Source organism: Paraburkholderia sp., assembly GCF_050742655.1.
Classification (GTDB): Bacteria; Pseudomonadota; Gammaproteobacteria; order Burkholderiales; family Burkholderiaceae; genus Paraburkholderia.
The window spans coordinates 380,086-398,262 of record NZ_JBOIGG010000002.1 but is presented as its reverse complement, the minus strand read 5'-3'; the positions used below and the strand labels follow the sequence as shown (position 1 = coordinate 398,262).

Annotated in this window: 13 protein-coding genes; 1 reads left to right on the top strand and 12 read right to left on the bottom strand. The window is 63.6% G+C overall.

The window, feature by feature from the left end; genetic code table 11:
- Positions 1–7: 7 nt before the first annotated feature.
- From ACREXZ_RS04390 to ACREXZ_RS04370, 5 genes are all read right to left on the bottom strand, one after another.
- Positions 8–4,564 (bottom strand): hypothetical protein, encoded by a 4,557-nt coding sequence (locus ACREXZ_RS04390; protein WP_431762806.1) that lies wholly within the window; start codon positions 4,562–4,564, stop codon positions 8–10.
- 278 nt (positions 4,565–4,842) lie between these two features.
- Positions 4,843–5,487 (bottom strand): hypothetical protein, encoded by a 645-nt coding sequence (locus tag ACREXZ_RS04385; protein WP_431762805.1) that lies wholly within the window; start codon positions 5,485–5,487, stop codon positions 4,843–4,845.
- 251 nt (positions 5,488–5,738) lie between these two features.
- Complete coding sequence (locus ACREXZ_RS04380; protein WP_431762804.1) at positions 5,739–6,716, bottom strand: phage tail tip lysozyme; 978 nt, start codon at positions 6,714–6,716, stop codon at positions 5,739–5,741.
- Positions 6,717–7,179: 463 nt separating this feature from the next.
- The gene (locus tag ACREXZ_RS04375) at positions 7,180–7,809 is read right to left on the bottom strand and encodes a hypothetical protein (RefSeq protein ID WP_431762803.1); all 630 of its coding nucleotides are present in this window, start codon (positions 7,807–7,809) and stop codon (positions 7,180–7,182) included.
- A gap of 160 nt (positions 7,810–7,969) precedes the next feature.
- Positions 7,970–8,824 carry a methionyl-tRNA formyltransferase gene (locus ACREXZ_RS04370; protein WP_431762802.1) on the bottom strand — a complete coding sequence of 285 codons (855 nt, stop codon included), beginning with the start codon at positions 8,822–8,824 and terminating at the stop codon, positions 7,970–7,972.
- Positions 8,825–9,379: 555 nt separating this feature from the next.
- On the opposite strand from ACREXZ_RS04370, the gene ACREXZ_RS04365 reads away from it, so the two are divergent.
- On the top strand, positions 9,380–11,815 hold the full coding sequence (locus tag ACREXZ_RS04365; protein WP_431762801.1) for a hypothetical protein: 2,436 nt from the start codon (positions 9,380–9,382) through the stop codon (positions 11,813–11,815).
- Between the two features lie 237 nt (positions 11,816–12,052).
- Here ACREXZ_RS04365 and ACREXZ_RS04360 read toward each other — a convergent pair whose 3' ends face one another.
- The 7 genes from ACREXZ_RS04360 to ACREXZ_RS04330 all read right to left on the bottom strand — a co-directional run bounded on the left by ACREXZ_RS04360 (position 12,053) and on the right by ACREXZ_RS04330 (position 18,077).
- Positions 12,053–12,220: a hypothetical protein gene (locus tag ACREXZ_RS04360; RefSeq protein ID WP_431762800.1), complete on the bottom strand. Its 168-nt coding sequence runs from the start codon at positions 12,218–12,220 to the stop codon at positions 12,053–12,055.
- Positions 12,217–12,729: a hypothetical protein gene (locus tag ACREXZ_RS04355; RefSeq protein ID WP_431762799.1), complete on the bottom strand. Its 513-nt coding sequence runs from the start codon at positions 12,727–12,729 to the stop codon at positions 12,217–12,219. The genes ACREXZ_RS04360 and ACREXZ_RS04355 overlap by 4 nt, the downstream gene beginning before the upstream one ends.
- Before the next feature lie 82 nt (positions 12,730–12,811).
- On the bottom strand, positions 12,812–13,558 hold the full coding sequence (locus ACREXZ_RS04350) for a hypothetical protein (RefSeq protein WP_431762798.1): 747 nt from the start codon (positions 13,556–13,558) through the stop codon (positions 12,812–12,814).
- Between the two features lie 177 nt (positions 13,559–13,735).
- On the bottom strand, positions 13,736–14,239 hold the full coding sequence (locus ACREXZ_RS04345) for an HrpB1 family type III secretion system apparatus protein (RefSeq protein ID WP_431762797.1): 504 nt from the start codon (positions 14,237–14,239) through the stop codon (positions 13,736–13,738).
- Positions 14,240–14,567: 328 nt separating this feature from the next.
- Positions 14,568–15,074, bottom strand: coding sequence for a lytic transglycosylase domain-containing protein (locus ACREXZ_RS04340; protein ID WP_431762796.1), 507 nt, complete (start codon positions 15,072–15,074; stop codon positions 14,568–14,570).
- A 63-nt stretch (positions 15,075–15,137) separates the two neighbouring features.
- Positions 15,138–16,562 (bottom strand): helix-turn-helix transcriptional regulator, encoded by a 1,425-nt coding sequence (locus tag ACREXZ_RS04335; RefSeq protein ID WP_431762795.1) that lies wholly within the window; start codon positions 16,560–16,562, stop codon positions 15,138–15,140.
- Between the two features lie 561 nt (positions 16,563–17,123).
- Entirely contained in the window at positions 17,124–18,077 is a 954-nt protein-coding gene (locus ACREXZ_RS04330) for a winged helix-turn-helix domain-containing protein (protein WP_431762794.1), read from the bottom strand.
- Between the last annotated feature and the right edge of the window lie 100 nt (positions 18,078–18,177).

Sequence of the window (18,177 nt, the reverse complement as noted above, 5' to 3'; positions counted from 1 at the left end):
GCAGCAATCAGGACGGCGGAAACGCCACGCGTGCACGAGTGCTCTCGGACGAATACGTCTTCTGCCAGCGCAGGAAGAAGTCGAGACCCATGTCTTCCGAGGTCTTCCCCTTGCTGCGCACCGTCGTGTTCTTGACGGACCAGCTCGCGCGGTACGACAGGATGGTGTTCATCATGTTGCGCGCCTCGGCCGCGGTATCCGTATCGCCCTGCTCCCGAGCCAGTGCTTCCATACCGCGCAGTCCGTCGATCACCCCGCTCATGCGCGGCTGCATTTCGTATTTGATGTTGAACTGAAGGCTCGAATTCGAACCGGCCACGCGGAGATCGTTTTCGAATTGCTCGAGAATTCCGGCCGCGACGGCACGCCGTTCAGGCGTATCGACCTCCGCGGTTTTTTCGCGCGGCAGGGTATCCATACAGCGTTGCAGCCAGTCTTCACGATACGTCTGGACTTCCGCCAGCAGATCCTTTGGCGTTCCGTAGGTGCGATCCACGGCGCCCCCCGTCTGGTCGCCGATCGGAAATCGCGTCGCACCGTTTTTCTCGAAGTTCGACACGATTTCGCGTGAAATTTCCAGCAGGTTGCCGATGAGATTGATGTGCGCCTGGCCGGTTCCCTTGCCGTCGGCCCCGATGGTACCGATCGGCTCCTTGAACGCCGTGCCGATCACGCCGAAATTCGCCAGCATATTGACGCGCTGCCGGGCCTGGCTGCTGCTGTCATGGACGGTCTGGTGGGGGTAACCGGTGCGTTCGGTTCCCTGCTCGGCGGTCCTCTCGACCTTCAATGAAAACGGTATTACCGAGGTTCCCACCGATGCGTGGTTCCCTGGTGTGCGCAAACGTGCGATCGCGCCGATGTCCAGCGAGCCTTGATTCGTTCGCCCTTCTTTTTCTCCCGACGCGACGAGCGTATCGGGACTGAGCGCGAAGATCGCCTCCAGCGGGTCGGAGAACGGTTGCCCGTCTTCCGCCGTTTTCGACGGATCGGTATCCCAGCGCAGCAGGATGTCCAGCAGTTTGAGATTGGCGTCGATCGCTTCCTGCTCCTTGCGTACGCCCATCTCGTCTTTGCCGCGCAGCGTTCGCAAGGAGGTGTAGATGGTTTTCGGTCGTGCCGTTTCGAATTTGACCGAACCGGACGGCGCGGTCAGGGTCGCGATGCCGATTTCGAGCCTGTTCCCCAAGGAGACTTTTGCATCGTGCAGGTGAGACACCGTGCTGCCGACCATGATTTCCGACGCGAACGTCGGATTCTTGAATTGCACGAAGGATTCGGTCCGTTTGGCGTAAAGGCCGAACGACGCACTCATCGGGAATTTGGGCACGGCCGGCAGGAGCGGAATGCCTCCACCGAGCGTACCGCCGCTCGTGACGGTGACCTGATCGCGCAAGCGCAACGTTTCGAGCAATGGCCTGAAAAACGCCTCGACGTCGTCCTTCGATTCGAACTTGCGCATTTTCGCGAGGCGAACCTGCTCGTCGATCTTTGGAGCGCCGGATTCGGGCGACCCGAAATCGTCTCCGAGTGTCTTGATCGACGAGGCCATGACAGCCTTGGTCGCGGCGGAACTCTTGCCGAGTTGCGCTTCGAGGGTTTTCAGCAGATCCGTGACCGATACGCGTTCCTGCCTGAAGAGGTTCTCGATCTCGGGCGGCAATGCGACCGTCGCGTTCGGATTGGGTTTGGTCAACTTGCGCGAACCGATCGCCGGCCTGGGCGGGTACAGCAGTGCGTGCACGGCCTGGCGGATCCTGGTTTTTTCGCCTGGTCCGAGGTGCGCATCGTAGATGCGCTTGGTGTGGTTGAAACTAGGCGGGCTGACCGGGCTCGTCAGGCGGCTGATGATCGTCGGGCTGCGTTTCTCATGACCGACGTAGTCGCTCAGCGCGACCATCGTGGCGGCGAACAGGCGCTCTGCGTTGTCGCCGGCTCCGCGGGCAGACGATTGTGCGGCATTCGCCGCCGGGTTCGCCGTAGTGTTCGCCGCCGGCGCCGACAACTGGCCGAAACGTACCCTGGCGTCTTTACCCAGCTGCTCGAACGCCGTCATGATGCTGGCCTCCGCGCGCGTCTTGGTCGTGTCCATGCCCTGCGCTTCCATTTGCTTCTGCGCAAAATTCAGCGTCTTCGGATCGAACAGGGTGGCTGCTTTAGCCGGATCGAACGAGCTCGGTAACCAGCTCGAGCTGCCGGGCTCTCCGATCGACGAGGTCACGTTCAGCAGATTCCTGTTGCTGAGATCGTAGTCCGATCCCTCCGCATTCGACAGGAACCCGTTGCGGACCGCGTTGAACGCGGCGCTGCTCCTGAGGGGCAGCTTGCTGGGATCAAAGACCGTTTCGTCCTTGCTGTTGCGCACCACGTGGGATGCCACGTGCATTGCCTTGCCTAACCACGTCTTGACGGCCTCATCGGTTTCCGCGCTCTGGGCCAGATGTGCCATCCAGTAGGCCTGGGTCGCTTCCACCTGCGCGCGCTCCAGTGGTTTGCCCAAAGGGGGAGTCGAGGCGAGGTTGAGCACTTCAGTGCCGCGGGGGATCCGTGCCATCAACTGCGACAGGGTAGTCATTTCGGCGCTCGGGGCCGTGTGACTGACCGCGGTGCCATTGCCTTCCTGCGCAGGCGGTTCAATCCAGTGATTGAGCGGATGCGCGGTCAGCTCGCCGAGGAGTTTGCCGGCGGCCTGCATGTCGCCGCCGGTCACCACGGCCAGCGAGCGGGAAATCATGTCCATCGCTGCGGCACGAGGCAATGCACGCTCGGCGGTGACGTCGTCCTCCGGCAATGCTCTGGCGACATCCAGAAGCTTCTGGACGAGCGCTTCGCCTTCCCGGGTGGCAAGGTGCCCGGGATTGAATCCGGGCGCGGTCGATGCGATCGCTTCGGTGCCGATCGTGCTCAGCTGCTTCTCCAGTGCGCGATTCTTTTCAAGCTGCTCGCTGCTCGCCTTCAGCTTGTCGCCAACCGATTTCGCGGGATTCGCCAGTCCGCCCCCGGCTGCGTCCAGCTTGAGCTGCAACTGACCGAGCCGGCCGACTTCTTCATCGATATAAGGGGTGAATTCCTTCAGCGCGCGCATCGCGTCACCGGCCGCTTCCTGCCGCTGTTCGAGTTCCTTGCCCGCATTCGTCAAGGCCGCTTTGGCAGCGGTGAACTGGCGCGTCAGGTCGGCGACCCGACTCGACAGGTCGGCCTGAACCTCGCGCGTGGCCCGATGCTCGTCGAGCTTTTGTCCGGCTTGCTGCAGGTGCGGTTTCGCGTCGTTGAGCAGCGTTCTCGCATGGGCGACTTCCTCCAGCGTCACGGTTTGCCCCGAGTCGATCCGTTGCTGGAGCTGCGCCACACTATCGAATGCCGGGTCTGTGGCACTCAGGGCCGTTCTGGCGTCCGACAGAGGTGCCTTCTGGCTGGCCCTGGCGCTCTCGAGTTCTCCCCCGATTTTCTGTACCAGTGACTCCGCTTCCTTGTGCAGCGTTCGTGCGTTCTCGAGGTTCTCCGCTGTCAACAGCTGTTTCGAGACGATCTGATTCCGGGTGTTCGTCAGGTTGTCGATGAACTGACCGACGTCGTTTCCGTCCCGTCCCAACTCGCTGCGCAAATGGGTGATCTGTGTGTCGACGAACCGGATCTTCTGGTTGACGAGATCCGTCGAGAGAACGTGCACACCGACGTCGAGCATCGAGCAAACGGACGCACTTGCCCGCAGGTCCGCCACCGCATTCTTGAGTTTGTCGTGCGCCTGTTCGAGCTGCTCTTCTTTTGCTTTTATAGCGTTTGCTGCCGTGCCGGGAGCCGCGCCTTGCTGGGGTTGCGGCCCGGCTTCGCCTGATGCGGGCTGCGTTGTCTGCGTGAGCGTGTCCAGTTCGCTCTGCACCTGTCGCACATCCCTGATTGCGCTCTCGCAGGCGCTGCCATGTTGCGCGAGCCGCTCGAGCATACCGGTCTGGTTGCCTTCGATATTGCCGGCATCGATATCCCGATCTCCCTTGGCTTGCCTGGTCTTCTTCGACGTTGCCTTGTAGGCGGGATCGCCGGCTATCAGTTCGCGAACCGTTTTAGGCTTCAGGACGTGGCCCATGCCGGGAATAACGAGAAGGGCGCGCATCCCGAGCGATCGCTGGGGGCGCTTGTTCGTGCCGGGCAATTCCTCGAGCGTCGTGTCGAGTATCGCATTGACCCGCTGCGTCAGTGCGAGTGCCTGCGTCAACGACTCCGACTTCGGATCGTCGCCGATGCTCGACTCCGCCGGCGGCTTTGGCAGCAGGGCGGCGCTCGGCAAGTCGCTTGAGCGGCTCTTGCCGAGTCCCAGGATGCGGGTGCCCACGGTCGTCTGGCGCCCCTTGAAGTTGGCGCGCAGTGCGGCGAACTTGCCGGGTTCGTTCTGCGTGGCGTTCTTGATGGTCTTGAGACCATCGAAGGTCGCGTTCTGTTTCGCCTGAGCCGCGGATGAATTCGGATTCAGGTCTTTCGGGGCAGCGCCACCGGTCTGTGCGTCATGCGGATGATTTGCATCGTCGGGCGCGGTGGTCCGGCGAAGAGAATTGAAGATCGATGGCATGGTGCGACTCGGGGTACCAGGAGGTCTGAACTACGGCCAGCTTACGCAGGCCTCACGAAGAAATTCGCGTTGAATGCGAATGCGTCGATGCGTCATGCGAAGCGGCGTAATTCAGAACACGCTGATCTCGGATCACACTAAAAATCGGTAACGCCGCGTCGTTACAGGAATCCTATCTTTCGAATGTGACGTACGTTTGAATCGCGTACACAACGTGCATAAAATCGCGTTGAACGTCACCGCTTTCCGGATGAGTTTGCGCAACGTGTCGAGGCGTTTTACAACGTGCCGGTTGAGCCGGTATCGAGAGGACTACGGCGCGCATGCAGCAGATCGCGCACGAACGCTTCGTGGACGACTGGCCATTCCGGCGAATGCATCGGCATGTCCTGCGGATTCTTTTTACCCTGCGCCCTGCGGATCGCACCGACCGTCACGATCAGCGCGCGTCCTTCCGCGCATGCGGAGCAGGTCGCGTAGTGAGTCGTCTGGTCGACCGTGTGCGGTTCGGGTTTGGCCGCGGCGTTGTCCAGGTCGTTGCCGTCTGCGGAGGGTGTGGGCGATTTTGTATTTCTGCGTTGCGCGAGGCGCGTCGCGCAGGCCGCGCGCAACGTGCGCAGCAGAGGCGCTGCGAAGTTCATGCGCCAGATGTCGAACGACAGTCTTGCGAGCGTCGCGGTGTCGCGAAACGCGGGCTGTTGCAGGAACACCGGTGCAAGCGCGCTAGCGGTTCGCGCGAGCGTGGCCTGTTCGGTACGCGTCGTATGCGTGCGATCGGCACCGAGCCATAGCCGTGTCGATTCGGCGATCTGTGCCGCGCGCAGCCATGCGCCGCTGCGCGTATGCTCGATTAACTGCACGACGACCAGATGGCAGAGCAGATCACAGCGTGCTTCGTCGTTCAGGCGTTCGGGTGCGGTCATGGTCCAGTCGTCTTGTCGTCTTGTCGGCAGCCTTGGGATTGCGCTGCTTCGATCGTTATGGTGAATGTGCGAGCCTGCGCATGTGCCGGATCGGGCCAACCTGGATGCATGTCGGCTCGATCCGCGTCGTGCGTGAGACGCACGCCGGGTTTTATCCGGACGTGCGTCAAGGGCTAAAAGGTCGCGCTGTGGATCGCTCGCCGTCCCATGCTGCCGTGTTGCGTCGAACCAGCCAACGACGCTCGCGGGCGTCAGCCTTGCTCGACCAGCGAGAGGTCGGCGAGACGCGAGGACAGCTCCGGATCGCTCGGTTTTTCGAACGAGTTCATGAACGCCGAGGTCGCGTCCTGCGCGTTGCTCGTGCCCTTCACCGCGTCGATCGCGCTCGAATACGATCCCGAGAGTTCCTGCTTCAGGTAGCCGTAGTTCGCGGCCTGGCTCGACGGATCGAGACCGTTCTGCGCTGCGTATTGCTCCAGCCCTTGCTTGCGCGTGCCGCCCCATTGGGCGATGCCGTAGCCGTTCGCGTTGTCGTCGGCGTTGTTGCCGCTCGGTTGACCGATCGCACCGCCCTGGTTGATGCCCGAGTTCATGCCGCCGCTTTCGTGCCACAGATTCGCGACGATGCCTTCGGCCTGCGGCTGCGTGAGGTTGAAGTCGTGCATCAGGTTCTGCACGTACTGCTGCGCCACCTGCTGGCTCTGCTGCGGCGTATTGGCCGTCGTCTGCGGTGAGGTGCTGAGGCCGGAGGGAGGTGCGCTCGAGCCGCCGGGCGTGGTCGTTGGCGTGCCGGTCGTCGTCGGTGTGCCGCCTGTAGAAGGCGTGCCACCGGTCGAGGGTATGCCACCGGTTGAGGGTGCGCCGCCTGTAGAAGGCGTGCCGCCTGTCGACGGTACACCGCCTGTCGACGGCACGCCACCACCGCCGCCGCCCATCGACGGCATGCCACCGCCACCGCCACCACCGCCGACCGACGGCGTGCCGCCACCGCTGCCCGAATCGCCGCTGCTGCTCGCGTTCTGCAACGCCTGCTGGAACAGCTGGAGCAGTTCCTCGATGAACTGGAGGATCTGCTGCTGGCTCAGACCGCCCATTGAATTGTTGCTGCCGCTCGCTCCCGAAACGCCGCCGGATCCGCCTGACCCCTGGAACGACCCGATACCGCTGGTGCCGTTCAGGTAGTCCATCGGGTTAGTCGAATAGGGGCTCGCCACCGCTACGCCTGCCATGGTCTTCTCCGTTTTGAACCTGCGTTGAGTGAGTGGCGGCCATGCGCACGATGAGCCGCTCGTTCGGAGTCAATATAGGATCTGGCGCAGCCGGGGTCGGCGTGGTGCAGGAAGTTTTGTCCAGCGGTGCGAAGCGAATTTCGCGGCGCGTGCGGGTGATCCATCGCGACACTTGACGACGCACGCGCAGCGGATAAAACGGCCGGCGTCGCTACGTCGATCGGTATGCGGCGGCAGAGCCTGCTGCTTGCGCGAACGTCGTCATGCAGACAGATGCGGACGAATGTGGACGTAGCGAAACGCCTGCAGCGAAGTACGTCGAAACGCATCGAAGTACATCGAAGCGATGCATGAAATGGCGGGAGAAAAAGAAGCGGCGGAGCGCGGCGGGTTACCGCTGCTCCGCCTGGATGCGGGTCGAAGCGCGCGGCCGCATCGCGCGGCGGCGCGTCGGGCACTGCGATCAGACCGGTGCCGGCAGGCTGCCCCCAGTCAGCGTCGCCGCGCCAGCCTGCAACGTGGCCGTGCCGTCGCTGTTGTGCGACAGCTTGCCACCGAGTCCGTTGATGAGCATGCCGCCCTTGCCGAGTACGTCTTTCGCGTCGTCCATGTTGTCGAACTTGATCGAGCCGTCGGCCATCTGCGAGCCGACGTGCTTCTCCGTGCCGTCTTTCTGCGGCATGTACAGATCCGTCGAACCGTCGGGCTTCTTCGGACCTTGCATCATGTTCACGCCGCTTCCGCTCGTGCCGGTCTGCAACTGCACGCTCGACAGATTCGTGTTCGACGAGCCGGTCGTCGCCGGCAGTGCGCCCGTCGCTGGCAGGCCACCGGTGGTCGGGAGGCCACCCGTCGTCGGTAGTTGCGACGTCGGGTATTGCGACGGCGACGTGGGGTACTGCGACGGCGACGTCGGGTACTGCGACGGCTGCGAGGTGGTCGAGCCGCCGCCGAGGGCTTGTATCATTTGTTGCACTTCCGACAGCAGTTGCGCCATCGTCGACGTCGAGTTCCCGCCGGCCGGCGGCTGCGTGGCGGGGTACAGGCTGGCACCACCCGGCTGGTTCGATGTAATGGTCGTGGTAAGACTCATGGCTTGCCTCTAACTAGGATAGTTGATCAGAAGTGTGCAGCTGGCTATGTGGTGAACAGCGCTTCCACACCTGGAGAATATTGAATCGGTACGGCATCGTCGGTTGCGATGCGAAGCGTTGCACTACATCGCGAACGTTCCGCGCGGCGCGCATGCGAACTCACGGCCCCATCTGCGCGCGCACCATCAGCGGCAGCGGGCTCCATTCGATCAACGCGATAAAACCGTCCTGTGCTGCGATCACGATCCGGCGGCGATACTCGTGCACGATATCGCCCGGCTGGTAGGTGTGCGCTTCAACCCAGCCTTCCGCGCGTCGTACCGACACCTGTGTCGTGCGCAGCGGCGCGAAGCATTCGAGCAGCCCGCAGGCGCGCACGACACGCATCACGTCGGCGACCGGCTGATTGAAATCGAGCGTGCGTTGCGCGTCGCTGGCGCGCGGCCAGTAACTACCTGGCGACTGCGGGGACCGCTCGTCCCACAGACGGTGAAAGTCGATCGCGACACGCGACGCGAGCCGGTGCATCGCCATCTGCAGTTTCAGTTCCAGCATTTCGTGCGACTCGTCGTGCGACAGCGGAAAGCGCTCGGTATCGAGCACGTCGCCGGTGTCGAATTCCGCCGCGATGCGATGACAGGTCGCGGCCCATTCGAGCCGCGGCTCGAGCAGCGCCTGAATCTGCGGATAGGGCCCGCGTCCTTCCGGCAGCGGCGACGGATGAAAGTTGATCGCGTACGGCAGCGAGCGGGTCCAGTCAGGAATCTTCCACGCATAGCCCGAGACGATCAGCGCATCGCATTGCATGGCCTGCAGCATCCGCAGATCGTCGTCGCGGATGCGCGAGAGCTTCAGCGGCAACTGATAGTGCTCCGCCCGTTCGGCGGTGACGTCGTGGAAGTCCACCTTGTTGTCCACCGGGATGGTGAAGAGCGCCACCGGTTCCCAGCCCGACTGCACGAACATGTCGAACACGCCGATGCCGCGATCGAATCCGGCGAAAGCGAAACGCATGGTTTCTCCTGATAGAAAAAGACGAGCGATGCGAAGGACATGCAGCGCGTGGTGACGAGCGTACCGCCGCGCACGTCGCGGCGACACGTGCGCCCGAAGTTGTGTCGGTACGCGCGAAGCAGGTTATGCGCGAGCGCCGTAAATCATGCCGCACATCGCCTGGCGCCGCACTAACGCTTCGCTTTTCGTACGTATGTTTCGTAAGGCAGCGGAGCGGTCGACACGAAATCCACACAATAGGGATGTGAGTCGGTCCGAGGGCGGCTCACTCGATGGTGGTTATCAGAAAAAAGGACAATCATGCCTGGTTCGACGATTTCGCGTTCTCCCAGCCCCCCTGTGACTCAAGCCGGGCCGCCGAATGCCGCGCCCGCTGCGCCGGTGCAGGCTTCCGTGCCTTCGCCGACGCATGCATCTCAGTTTCCGCAGTTGACGCGCTCGCCGTCGGCGCCTGGGTCGCGATCTGGCGGCTCGGCGCCGGCACGGGGCCGTGCGCGCGCGTCATCGGTTGGGACGGAGCAGGAGCCGCTCACGACATTATCGGCGACGACATTTTTGCCACCCGCGCCGCTGCCGGCGGACACGCAATCGCACGACCTCGATACGCAGGACCTCGAGCCGCTGCATCAGCCCGACTCGCAGCATGACGCGCCGGCTGTAAGCGCGGATGTGCCTTTGCACGAATCGTCGTCCGCGCTGCCCGAAGCGAAGTTGTCGAAGGGGAAGGAGGTCGAGACGTCTTCGGTCAAGGACGATGCGAAGGAGTCTGTCGCCAAAGAAGAAACCGGCACGTCTCCGGTCGAGACCAGGGCGAAAACGCCTTCGGTCGTAACCGAAGCGGAAACACCGTCAGTCGAAAACAAAACCGGGCCATCTCCGGCCGAGGCCAGCGTGAAACCGCCTCCGCTAGAGATCGAAGTGGAAACACCGCCGCTCGAGAACGAAACCGAGCCATCTCCGGTCAAGGCCAGCGTGGAACCGCCTCCGCTCAGGATCGAAGTGGAAACACCGCCACTCAAGAACGAAACCGAGCCATCTCCGATCAAGGCCGGGGTGCAAGCGCCTCCGCTCGAGACCGAGGCGAAAACACCGCCGCTCGAAGGCAAGATCGAACCGTCTCCGGTCGAGACGAAGGTAAAAGCATCTTCCGTCGAAGGCGACGTGCAATCGTCGTCGATCACGAAGGAAACGGAATCCCCTTCGTTGCCCAGGCTCGAACCGTCGACGCCGCTGTCCGAATCCGAAACCGGGTCGCCGCTCAAGGAGAAAGCTCCGTCGCTGCTCAAGCAGGAGTTGCCGCACACGCCGACACCGCAGTTGCTCAAAGCGGGCCCTTCGACTCAACGCCTGTCGCTTCCGCTCGAGATCGAGCCCGCTTCACTGGACGAACCGCAGACGCCTACGTCGATCAAAGGGAAAGGGCTTCTCACGAGTGAAGACGCGGCTCCAAAGGGATCCCCGGGGTCGCTGCGGTTCAAGACACGCCATGTCCGTGAAGCGTCAGCTTCATCATCGGACGGAAGCGGCGCGCTACTGGCGCCGCCGCCCGCGCATCTGCGGCTGAACCGCCAGCAGACACACGAATCGATGCTGGACCGCGCGCCCGAACTCTCGGTCATGCCGGCAACGACTCGCCCGATATCCAGTACACGGCTCGACAACCTGGACCCAGACCGGAATCTTGAAGCTGCCTTGCCGTTGGACCGTACGAACCGTCCGGACCGGACCCAGACGCGCCTGGCGGCGCTCACCGCGCCGGTTCGCGAGGCATACGGAGCGGTTCGGGAGAAGTCGCTGATCGTGATGAAAAACGAGTTCAGCAGCGGCGACTGGCTGAAGGGCTGGGGCTCCAGCATCGCGAATACGTTGACGAAGGAATTGCTCGTCGGTACCAACCCGACCACTATGGCCCGCGAGCTGGTCTCGATGGGGGCGGAGGCGATCGTCGAGGCGAAGCATCTGACGCCGGAGCAGCAGGCGTTCGGCGTCTTCGGCATTTTCATGTTCGCCGCCGGAGCCAACGTGCTGGCGATGGTGCACAAGAGTTACAAGGGCACGTCGATTCCCAACACCCAACGCGGTCATATGCTGCAGATCGCGACGCTGCTCGGCACGATGACGCTTGCGGGGCTGGTTGGCCGCGGCGGTAAGAACGGGCAGTTCGGCGTGCTGTCGACGCTGCTGCCGTCGGCGATCAAATCCGTTGCCTATATGTCGCGCGACTTGCTCAATCTGCTCGTGCCGCTCAACGGCAATCGCGACGACCAGTACACGAAGCCGGTGCAGGGTCAGGCGACGGACGGGTCGTACTTCCTCACCGAGGAAGCCGTGAACGCGGGACAGGACGCGATCGGGATGTCGGGCGTCAGCGTGCTGGATGCACTCATGAGTCACTCGATGAGCCCGGGCCGCTCGATCGGAAGGTTGTTTGGCTATTCGTTGCTCAATACGGCCGGCGAAGCGATCGCGAACGTTAGCCTGCGCGCGGCGAACGAAGTGGCGATCGGCGGCTGGCGTAGCCGCGAGACGCTGCAGAACATGAAGGATCTGCGTCTGCAGTACGGTAAATACAGTTCGGAGAATGGCTCGTTCGGCGCTCAGTTCGTCGACAAGATGGCCGGTCCGGGGCTCGCGCGTTTGAGCCTGTTCCTTTCGCTTTACGCAGTGGGCTCGGTGATCGCCCATGCGTTCAGCGGTACGCGCCTCGCGGCGGGGGTGCAGAATCACCTCGAGGAAGCGACCGGTGCGGCGTTGATCGTCGTGGGCTGCCTGGAGTTCGCAATGAGCACGAGCGGCAAGGCGCCGACGCCGACGGTGAATCTGAGCACACCGTCGACGGAAGACGTGCGGCTCTCCACTACGGGCGTCGTGTCGGACGACGCGGTGCTCGCCAGCAACGAGCCCAGCACCTCCGGTCGGCGTCCGGTCAGCGTGCTTACGCAGAACAGCACGAGCGGGCGTCCCCGGTCGCCGAGCATCGAGGTTGCCTGAGCATCGCGGCGAGCGTGTAACGATTTGACGAAGCGCACGGCGGGCACGGATGATGATCCGGGCCCGCCGCGTGTTCGACGGAATGCGCGCACGAGACGCTGCGATGTCTGCGAGTACCTGTCGCCTGGGCTTGTTCGTCTTTGGCGTGTTCTCATGCACCCGCGCGCTTCGAATGTTTGTGTCGTTTCGCGCGCGCGCCCGCTTTGTAGCCTGCTCCGTAGCGGGACGTTGAATGCGTTAAACCGTTTGTTTGCGCAGGTCGGCGAGTTGTGCCGCTACGTTGTCGAAATCGTCCTGGGTGATCAGCCCGCCGATAGCCTGGTGGCAGAACGCCAGCGCCTGGTCTAGCGCCGGCAGCACGGCCGCTCGCGTTTCCTTCGATGCATCGCGGACTGTTGCGATCACATCGCTGCTGCGGCGTTTCCATTCTTCTTCGCACTGGCCCATCGCGTACCAGGGCAGCAACTGCGCGACTGTCGTGAGGATCGGTGCACGAGCGTCGTCCGGGACACTGCGGATTTGCGCAAGCACTTTGTCGAGGTTGTTGCCGCACGTACGAGCGATTTGAGGCTGAGCGGCGCGCGCGTATCGATCATCGCGAGCAGGTCGTCGAGCGAATCCGTTGTGCGGATCGCGGTGTGGATCGTCTGCAAGGGTTGCAGTTCCTCGGCCGCACGCGCACGGGTTGCCGCGAGCGTTGAAGCCGCCGCCCTGAGGCCGCCGATGTCGCTGTTGCGGCGTACAGGCGCGAGCCGCGGCTGACGTGTGCTCGGCGAATCGAAACGCGGGTCGGTGGCGAGGCTGTTGCGGCGGGAGCGGGCGGGGTTGACTGGGGTCGCGTTCGCGGCGGTGCTGGACGGTTCCGTGAATGCGGTCGCGCCAGCGAGATGCATCGGAAAGGATGTGGTGGACATGGCGAACTGGAAGGCCCGTCGAGCGGCGCGGAATGTAGGTCGCTGGCCGCCGCTGCAACGGGGAAGTGGCAGCGGGAAACGGTCAGCTCCCGCCGGAGGCCGCCTTCCCGATATTGGCCGTGCCTTTCTCTGCCACGTCGACAAGCGATGACGTCATATCCATCTGCTGCTTCATCGCCGCCACCTTCATCTGCATCGCCATGCTCTGGTTTCCCTGCAATTCCATTGCGTCCATCTGGTGCTGCTGCTGGGACGTTAGCGGCGTGATCGGTGTCATCGATGCCTGCGGATCGGTTGGGTGCAAGGCCTGCGAGATTTGCGTTGCCGCTTCGGAACCTGCCACCACGAGGTGTTGCGGATTCAATCCGCCGGTGGCCATGTCTACCGCCGATTGCGCAAGGTTTCGCGTCGTGGATGGTTCCGCGCCTGACGGCTTGAGCTTCGAAAGTATCGAGTCGCGCGTCGAGGATGCTCCAGTGTCCGGTTGCGTAAGCTGCGAAAGTATCGGTGAGTTTCGTGTCGAGGACATTCCGGATGACCCGCCTGCCAGGTCCAGCGCCGAAAGCAGCTTCGAGGACGACTGCATGGGAGGTGCTCCGGCGCCGGCATCCCTCGTCAGCGACGGAGGTTTCGGGAGCCGCAAGGAGGACGTTCCGGTTGTTGTGGCGTTTGCATCCTTCGTCCCCAGCTTTGGCGCCGTTTGCAACATTGCCAATGCGCCGGTTGGGCCGTTCGATATGACCTTCTTCGCCTGCTTCGCAATTTCAGGAGCAGCTTGAGTGGCCGTCTTGAATAATGTACTGAGTCCTTTAAGTGCAAGGTTACCCATGATGACTCTCCTAAAGGTGGCGGCAAACCGCCTGAACAGAGGACGTTTCTTCCGGATCGGTCGGATTGGCCTACCTGATAAAATTGTACTTCGACGCTCGCAGCGGTTCGGTACGAATGCGAAGCTTTGATCCACCTCGCGAAGCGTCGCGTCGCGATGCGCCGTCCTGCCTGCCCATCACGCCCGCATCCACGTCGGCGGCATCGGCGCGGCCGGTGCCGCAGGCGCCGACCATGCGGCCGTTGCGGTCGCGGGCTCGGCAGCAGCCGGCTCGTCGGCCGCCGCGCGCACGCTGCTGTCGAGCTTCGCCGCGCGTTCGAGCAGTCGCGTACCGATGCTCGACGCCTCGCGATGCTCGCGCTGTTCGGCCGCCGTGCGTGCGTAGCTCTGCCACAGCGGATCCTGCATGCCGAACAGGCACACGGCCATCAACGCGGCGTGCAGCGCGGAGCGCTTCGCTTCCTGGTCGTCGTCTTCGAGTACGCGCAATGCCTCGAGCCACGACTGGCGGCGCAAGTAACGCCATGCGACGACGGTGCCTGCGCCATTCCAGCGGGGCCGCAGCACCCGGATCGCGTCGAGCAGATCATCGAAGTCGGACAGATCGTCAAGCTGCGAAGCGGTCCACAGTACCTTGGTGAGGCCGCCCGCAACGTCATCCCTGCATCCTGTGTCATTCACGATTTCGTCACCTGTGTGGGAGTTGCATTAAAAGACCGTGACACTCGCTCTACCTGCGCAGCCCCGTCTTCCCTGGCCCATGCTGTGAGCACGGCCGATATGATCAGTGTGTCGCATCCGCGTCGTCCCGGAACCGCCCGATGCGAACGAATCGACTGCGGAGCGAAGGGGCGCGGACAGCTCGCCGGACGGTTCGCGCGCGATCCTGCCCATACGCGTGCTGCCTGCTTTTTACAGATTTCCTGCTGATTTCCTGCTGATACAGCGGTCCGGCGATCGTTGCCCATCGCATCGACGCCGGTCCGACAAACCATCGAAGCGCCGCGTGTCATGACGGATCGTCGTCGGGCCGCAGCTGCTGCAGGCGTGCGACGATCTGCTGGATCGCGCGCGCATAGCGGTCGCGCTCGGCGGGCGTTTCCGAGTGGTACGCGCCCACGGCGGTCCACGTGTAGCCGTACTTCACGGTCATCCGCCGCAGATACCAGGCGGCGATGAAGATGTTCTTGCACGGCGTGTACAGATCGTCCACCGAGATGCCGTAGTGCGACAGCACCCGCAGGTGAATCGAGTTGATCTGCATCATGCCGTAGTCGGTCGAGCCGTTCGCGTTGTGATGAATCGCGCGCGCGTTCGCGTGCGACTCCTGCCACGCGATCGCTCGCAACACCAGCGGACTCACATGCTGATAGGCGGCTGCGGCGGTGAAACAGTCGGTCTGCTGCGCGTGCGCCGCGACCGGAAACAGCGCGAGCGACACGAAGGTCAGCGAAGCGAACGCGGGCACGACCGACGCATGGATGAAGCGGGACGAAAAACGGGATGAAATGCGCATGATGTTCTGCCGAAGAATGAACGGACGGCGGACGCGGACTTCCTGATCCGCGCCGGCTTACCCTCAGCGGCCCATCGTTTGCGACGGCGCTTCGTTGAATACGCTGCGATAGCCGTTGATCAGCGTCGAGCGGTGCTGCACGCCCCACTTCTTCGCGACATCGAGCACGCGGGCGACCGGTGCGTCGTCGTCGAGCAGTTCTTCACGGATGCGCTCCATCCGTTGACGGCGGATCAGCTCGCTCGGCGACAGGCCCAGGTGCTTGCGGAAGGCGCCTTGCATTGCGCGTTCGGTCACGCCGATCTGCGACGCGACTTCGCGCACCGACAGATCCTTCTGGTCCAGGTTGTCCATCAGGTAGCGGTAGGCGCGGCGATACTTCGCAGGCAACCGTGCGCTGACGTCGTCGGCACGCGGCGTGCTGCGCGATTGCGCGGCTTCCGGCGAGGCGGCGGGCAGCGACACGCTGTCGGCGCGCACGTGCTGGATCGATGCGAGTGCGTAGCGGCCGTACAGCGTCGCGAATTCCTGCGTGCGCATCTGCTGTTGCATGATCTTTGCGCGGCAGTACAGGAAGTCCAGATACCAGCGCGCGTTTTGCGTGCCGTGCAGTGCGGCGGCGCCGGACTGTTCGAGCAGTTCTTCGGCGGTGGCGGTGGCACGCGCGGCGATTGCGCCGAGCGTCATCTCGAGGCACAGGCTGCGGTGATAGTCGGCGAGGCCGGCCTTGCGGCTCCACGCGGCGTACTGGCGCAGCGGTTCGCGCGCATCGGCACGGCCGTCGGCGAATGCCTGCAGATGACGCAGATAGTCGAGGCGTTGTTCGAGCAGCGGGATGCGCACGTTGCCGGTCAGCGTCGCGGCCGTGTCCAGACCCGTGAGGCTCGTGACGACCGGGCGCCAGTAGATGTGATCGGCGAGTTGTTCGGCGCCGTGCAGCGCGTGCTGTGCGAGCAGGTCGCGACGCAGCATATCGACGACGGCGGCCCAGCGCGGATCGGCGTGCGCGGCGGCGAGCGGTGCGAGTTCGCCCAGACGGTCGCAGGCGGCCTGCACGCAGCCGAGATGGAACAGCACGAGTGTGGCGCCGACGAGGCTGTCGAGCTGCTGCGCGGGCGTCGCGCTGCGGTCTTCGGCGACACGGCGGAAGCAGGTCAGCGCAACGTGGAACTGGTTACGGAAGCACGCTTGCCAGCCGGCGTTGCGTACCGACACGACACGCATCGCATCGCGCGAGTGGCGGATCGCCTTCTGCGTCTTGCGGTAGGTTTCTTCGGCTTCTTCGTGACGTCCGAGCGCCAGTTCGAGATCGGCGAGGATCTGCAGCGCGAGGTAGCCGTCGTCGCCAGCTTCGTCGGTATCGGCGTAGTTGGCGGCGAGACGCGCGGCTTCGAGAAGCTGGCCGTCGAGAACACGCGCAGTGAGAGCGGCGGGGAGACCGTCGCACGAGAGGACCGAGGAAGCTGCGAAATAGACCGTCGAGAACATGGTGTCGCTCCTGACTAAAGATTCTGGTGTGGATCGCTGGTTTGCCTCTTTGGCGAACTGCGGAACCGGTGAGTGAATCTTTTCATCGGGGCGCGACGCGGTCGCGAGTTTGTGATGGTCTGTTACCTTCCGCCGGACGGATGGGTGGCGAGAGAGTGCGTCGTTTGGTGTGCAAACGCTTGTCCGGCGGGGCTTTCGGGCATTTCAGCCGGGCTGCACGTGGCGTCGATGGCGGGGCATTCGGCGTGACACTGTGACGATTGCCGATGCGTTTTGCACGCTGGCTGTTCTATTGCGCCGGCCGAATCCGTTCCGGAAAACATCGAGGGGATGGCGTTGCATCGGAGCGTGTCGGTGCCTGCGCGAATGCATGCGCAGGCCGGACTACCCAGGAGGGTCCCCGATGGTTCGCGATCTCGTCGTGTTTCGCGTTGATGTGACTATGCTTGAACCGCGCCGCCGTTTTCGCGCGGCGCCGGAACGGATGACGATAAAAGCGAAGCGAAGGAATGGTGCCATCGCGTCGAGCATGGTTCGCTCGCCGCGATGGCACAGGCCGGTTCAGGGCCGTGCGTTGCGCACGGCGGGACTACCCGGCGTGTGAATCTCCGTGTGCGGGGGGACGTGCAGCACGAGCGCCGGTGCGCCGGCCGTGTGCGGATTGACCGCGGGCCGCTCTGCGAAATGCCGCGCTCGCGCGGCTGAGGTCACGGCTGCATCGAGGATGGCGGTTGTCACCGTGACTGCGTTTGTCGCAGCAGTCGCCGCCGTCGCCATGTCGGGCGACGTGTCCAGCGTGGCCGCGGCCGGCGTGTCGGGCGGCGCATCCGACCGTTCGACGCGATAACCGTGTGCGTACATCGTCCGCAGATGCACGCCGTGCGCGCCGTTCAGTTCGAGTTTCTTGCGCAGCTTGTAGATATGTTGTTCGAGCGTGCGCCCGACGACATCCTCCGGGCTGCTCCACACCGCCCCCGCAATCTGACGGCGACTCACATATTCGCCGAGCCGCGAGAACAGCAGCCAGACGATCGCGAATTCGCGCGACGTCAGGCGGATTGTCCTGTCGTCCATCTGCACGGCACATGTGCCGCGGTCAAGCCGGTAGGCGCCGCATTCGATCGCATCGTCCGCCTGCGAAGCGGGCGTGCACTGAAAACGTCTCAGCGCGAGATGCACGCGCAGCACGAGTTCGCGCGTATCGACCGGGGAGAGCACGACGTCGTCGGCGCCGGCGTCGAGCGCGTCGGCGATGCTCTCGCGGTCGTGAAGCGCACCGACGACGACGACTGGCGCGCGCCGATCCGAGTAACACTCACGTCGTGCGAGTAATGGGCGTAGTGGATTAAAGCCGGTGTCGGCGTCGACGAGGATGGCGCTGAATTCTTCCCGATAGACGGCACGCGCAAGCGCAACGTCGTCGGCGAAGCGGCTGCATAGCGCACCGTCGGCCTCGAAACACTGACAGATCAATCCGTACAGATTCGTGTTCCGGGTCATCACTGCAAGCTTCATCTTTCCTCCGGTGGGTCCCTTGTAGTTGGCGGACCGTGACGCGAAGCGAACCGTGGTTCGTCTGGCGTTCTCTTGTGATTGATCGGACAGTAGAGCGTCG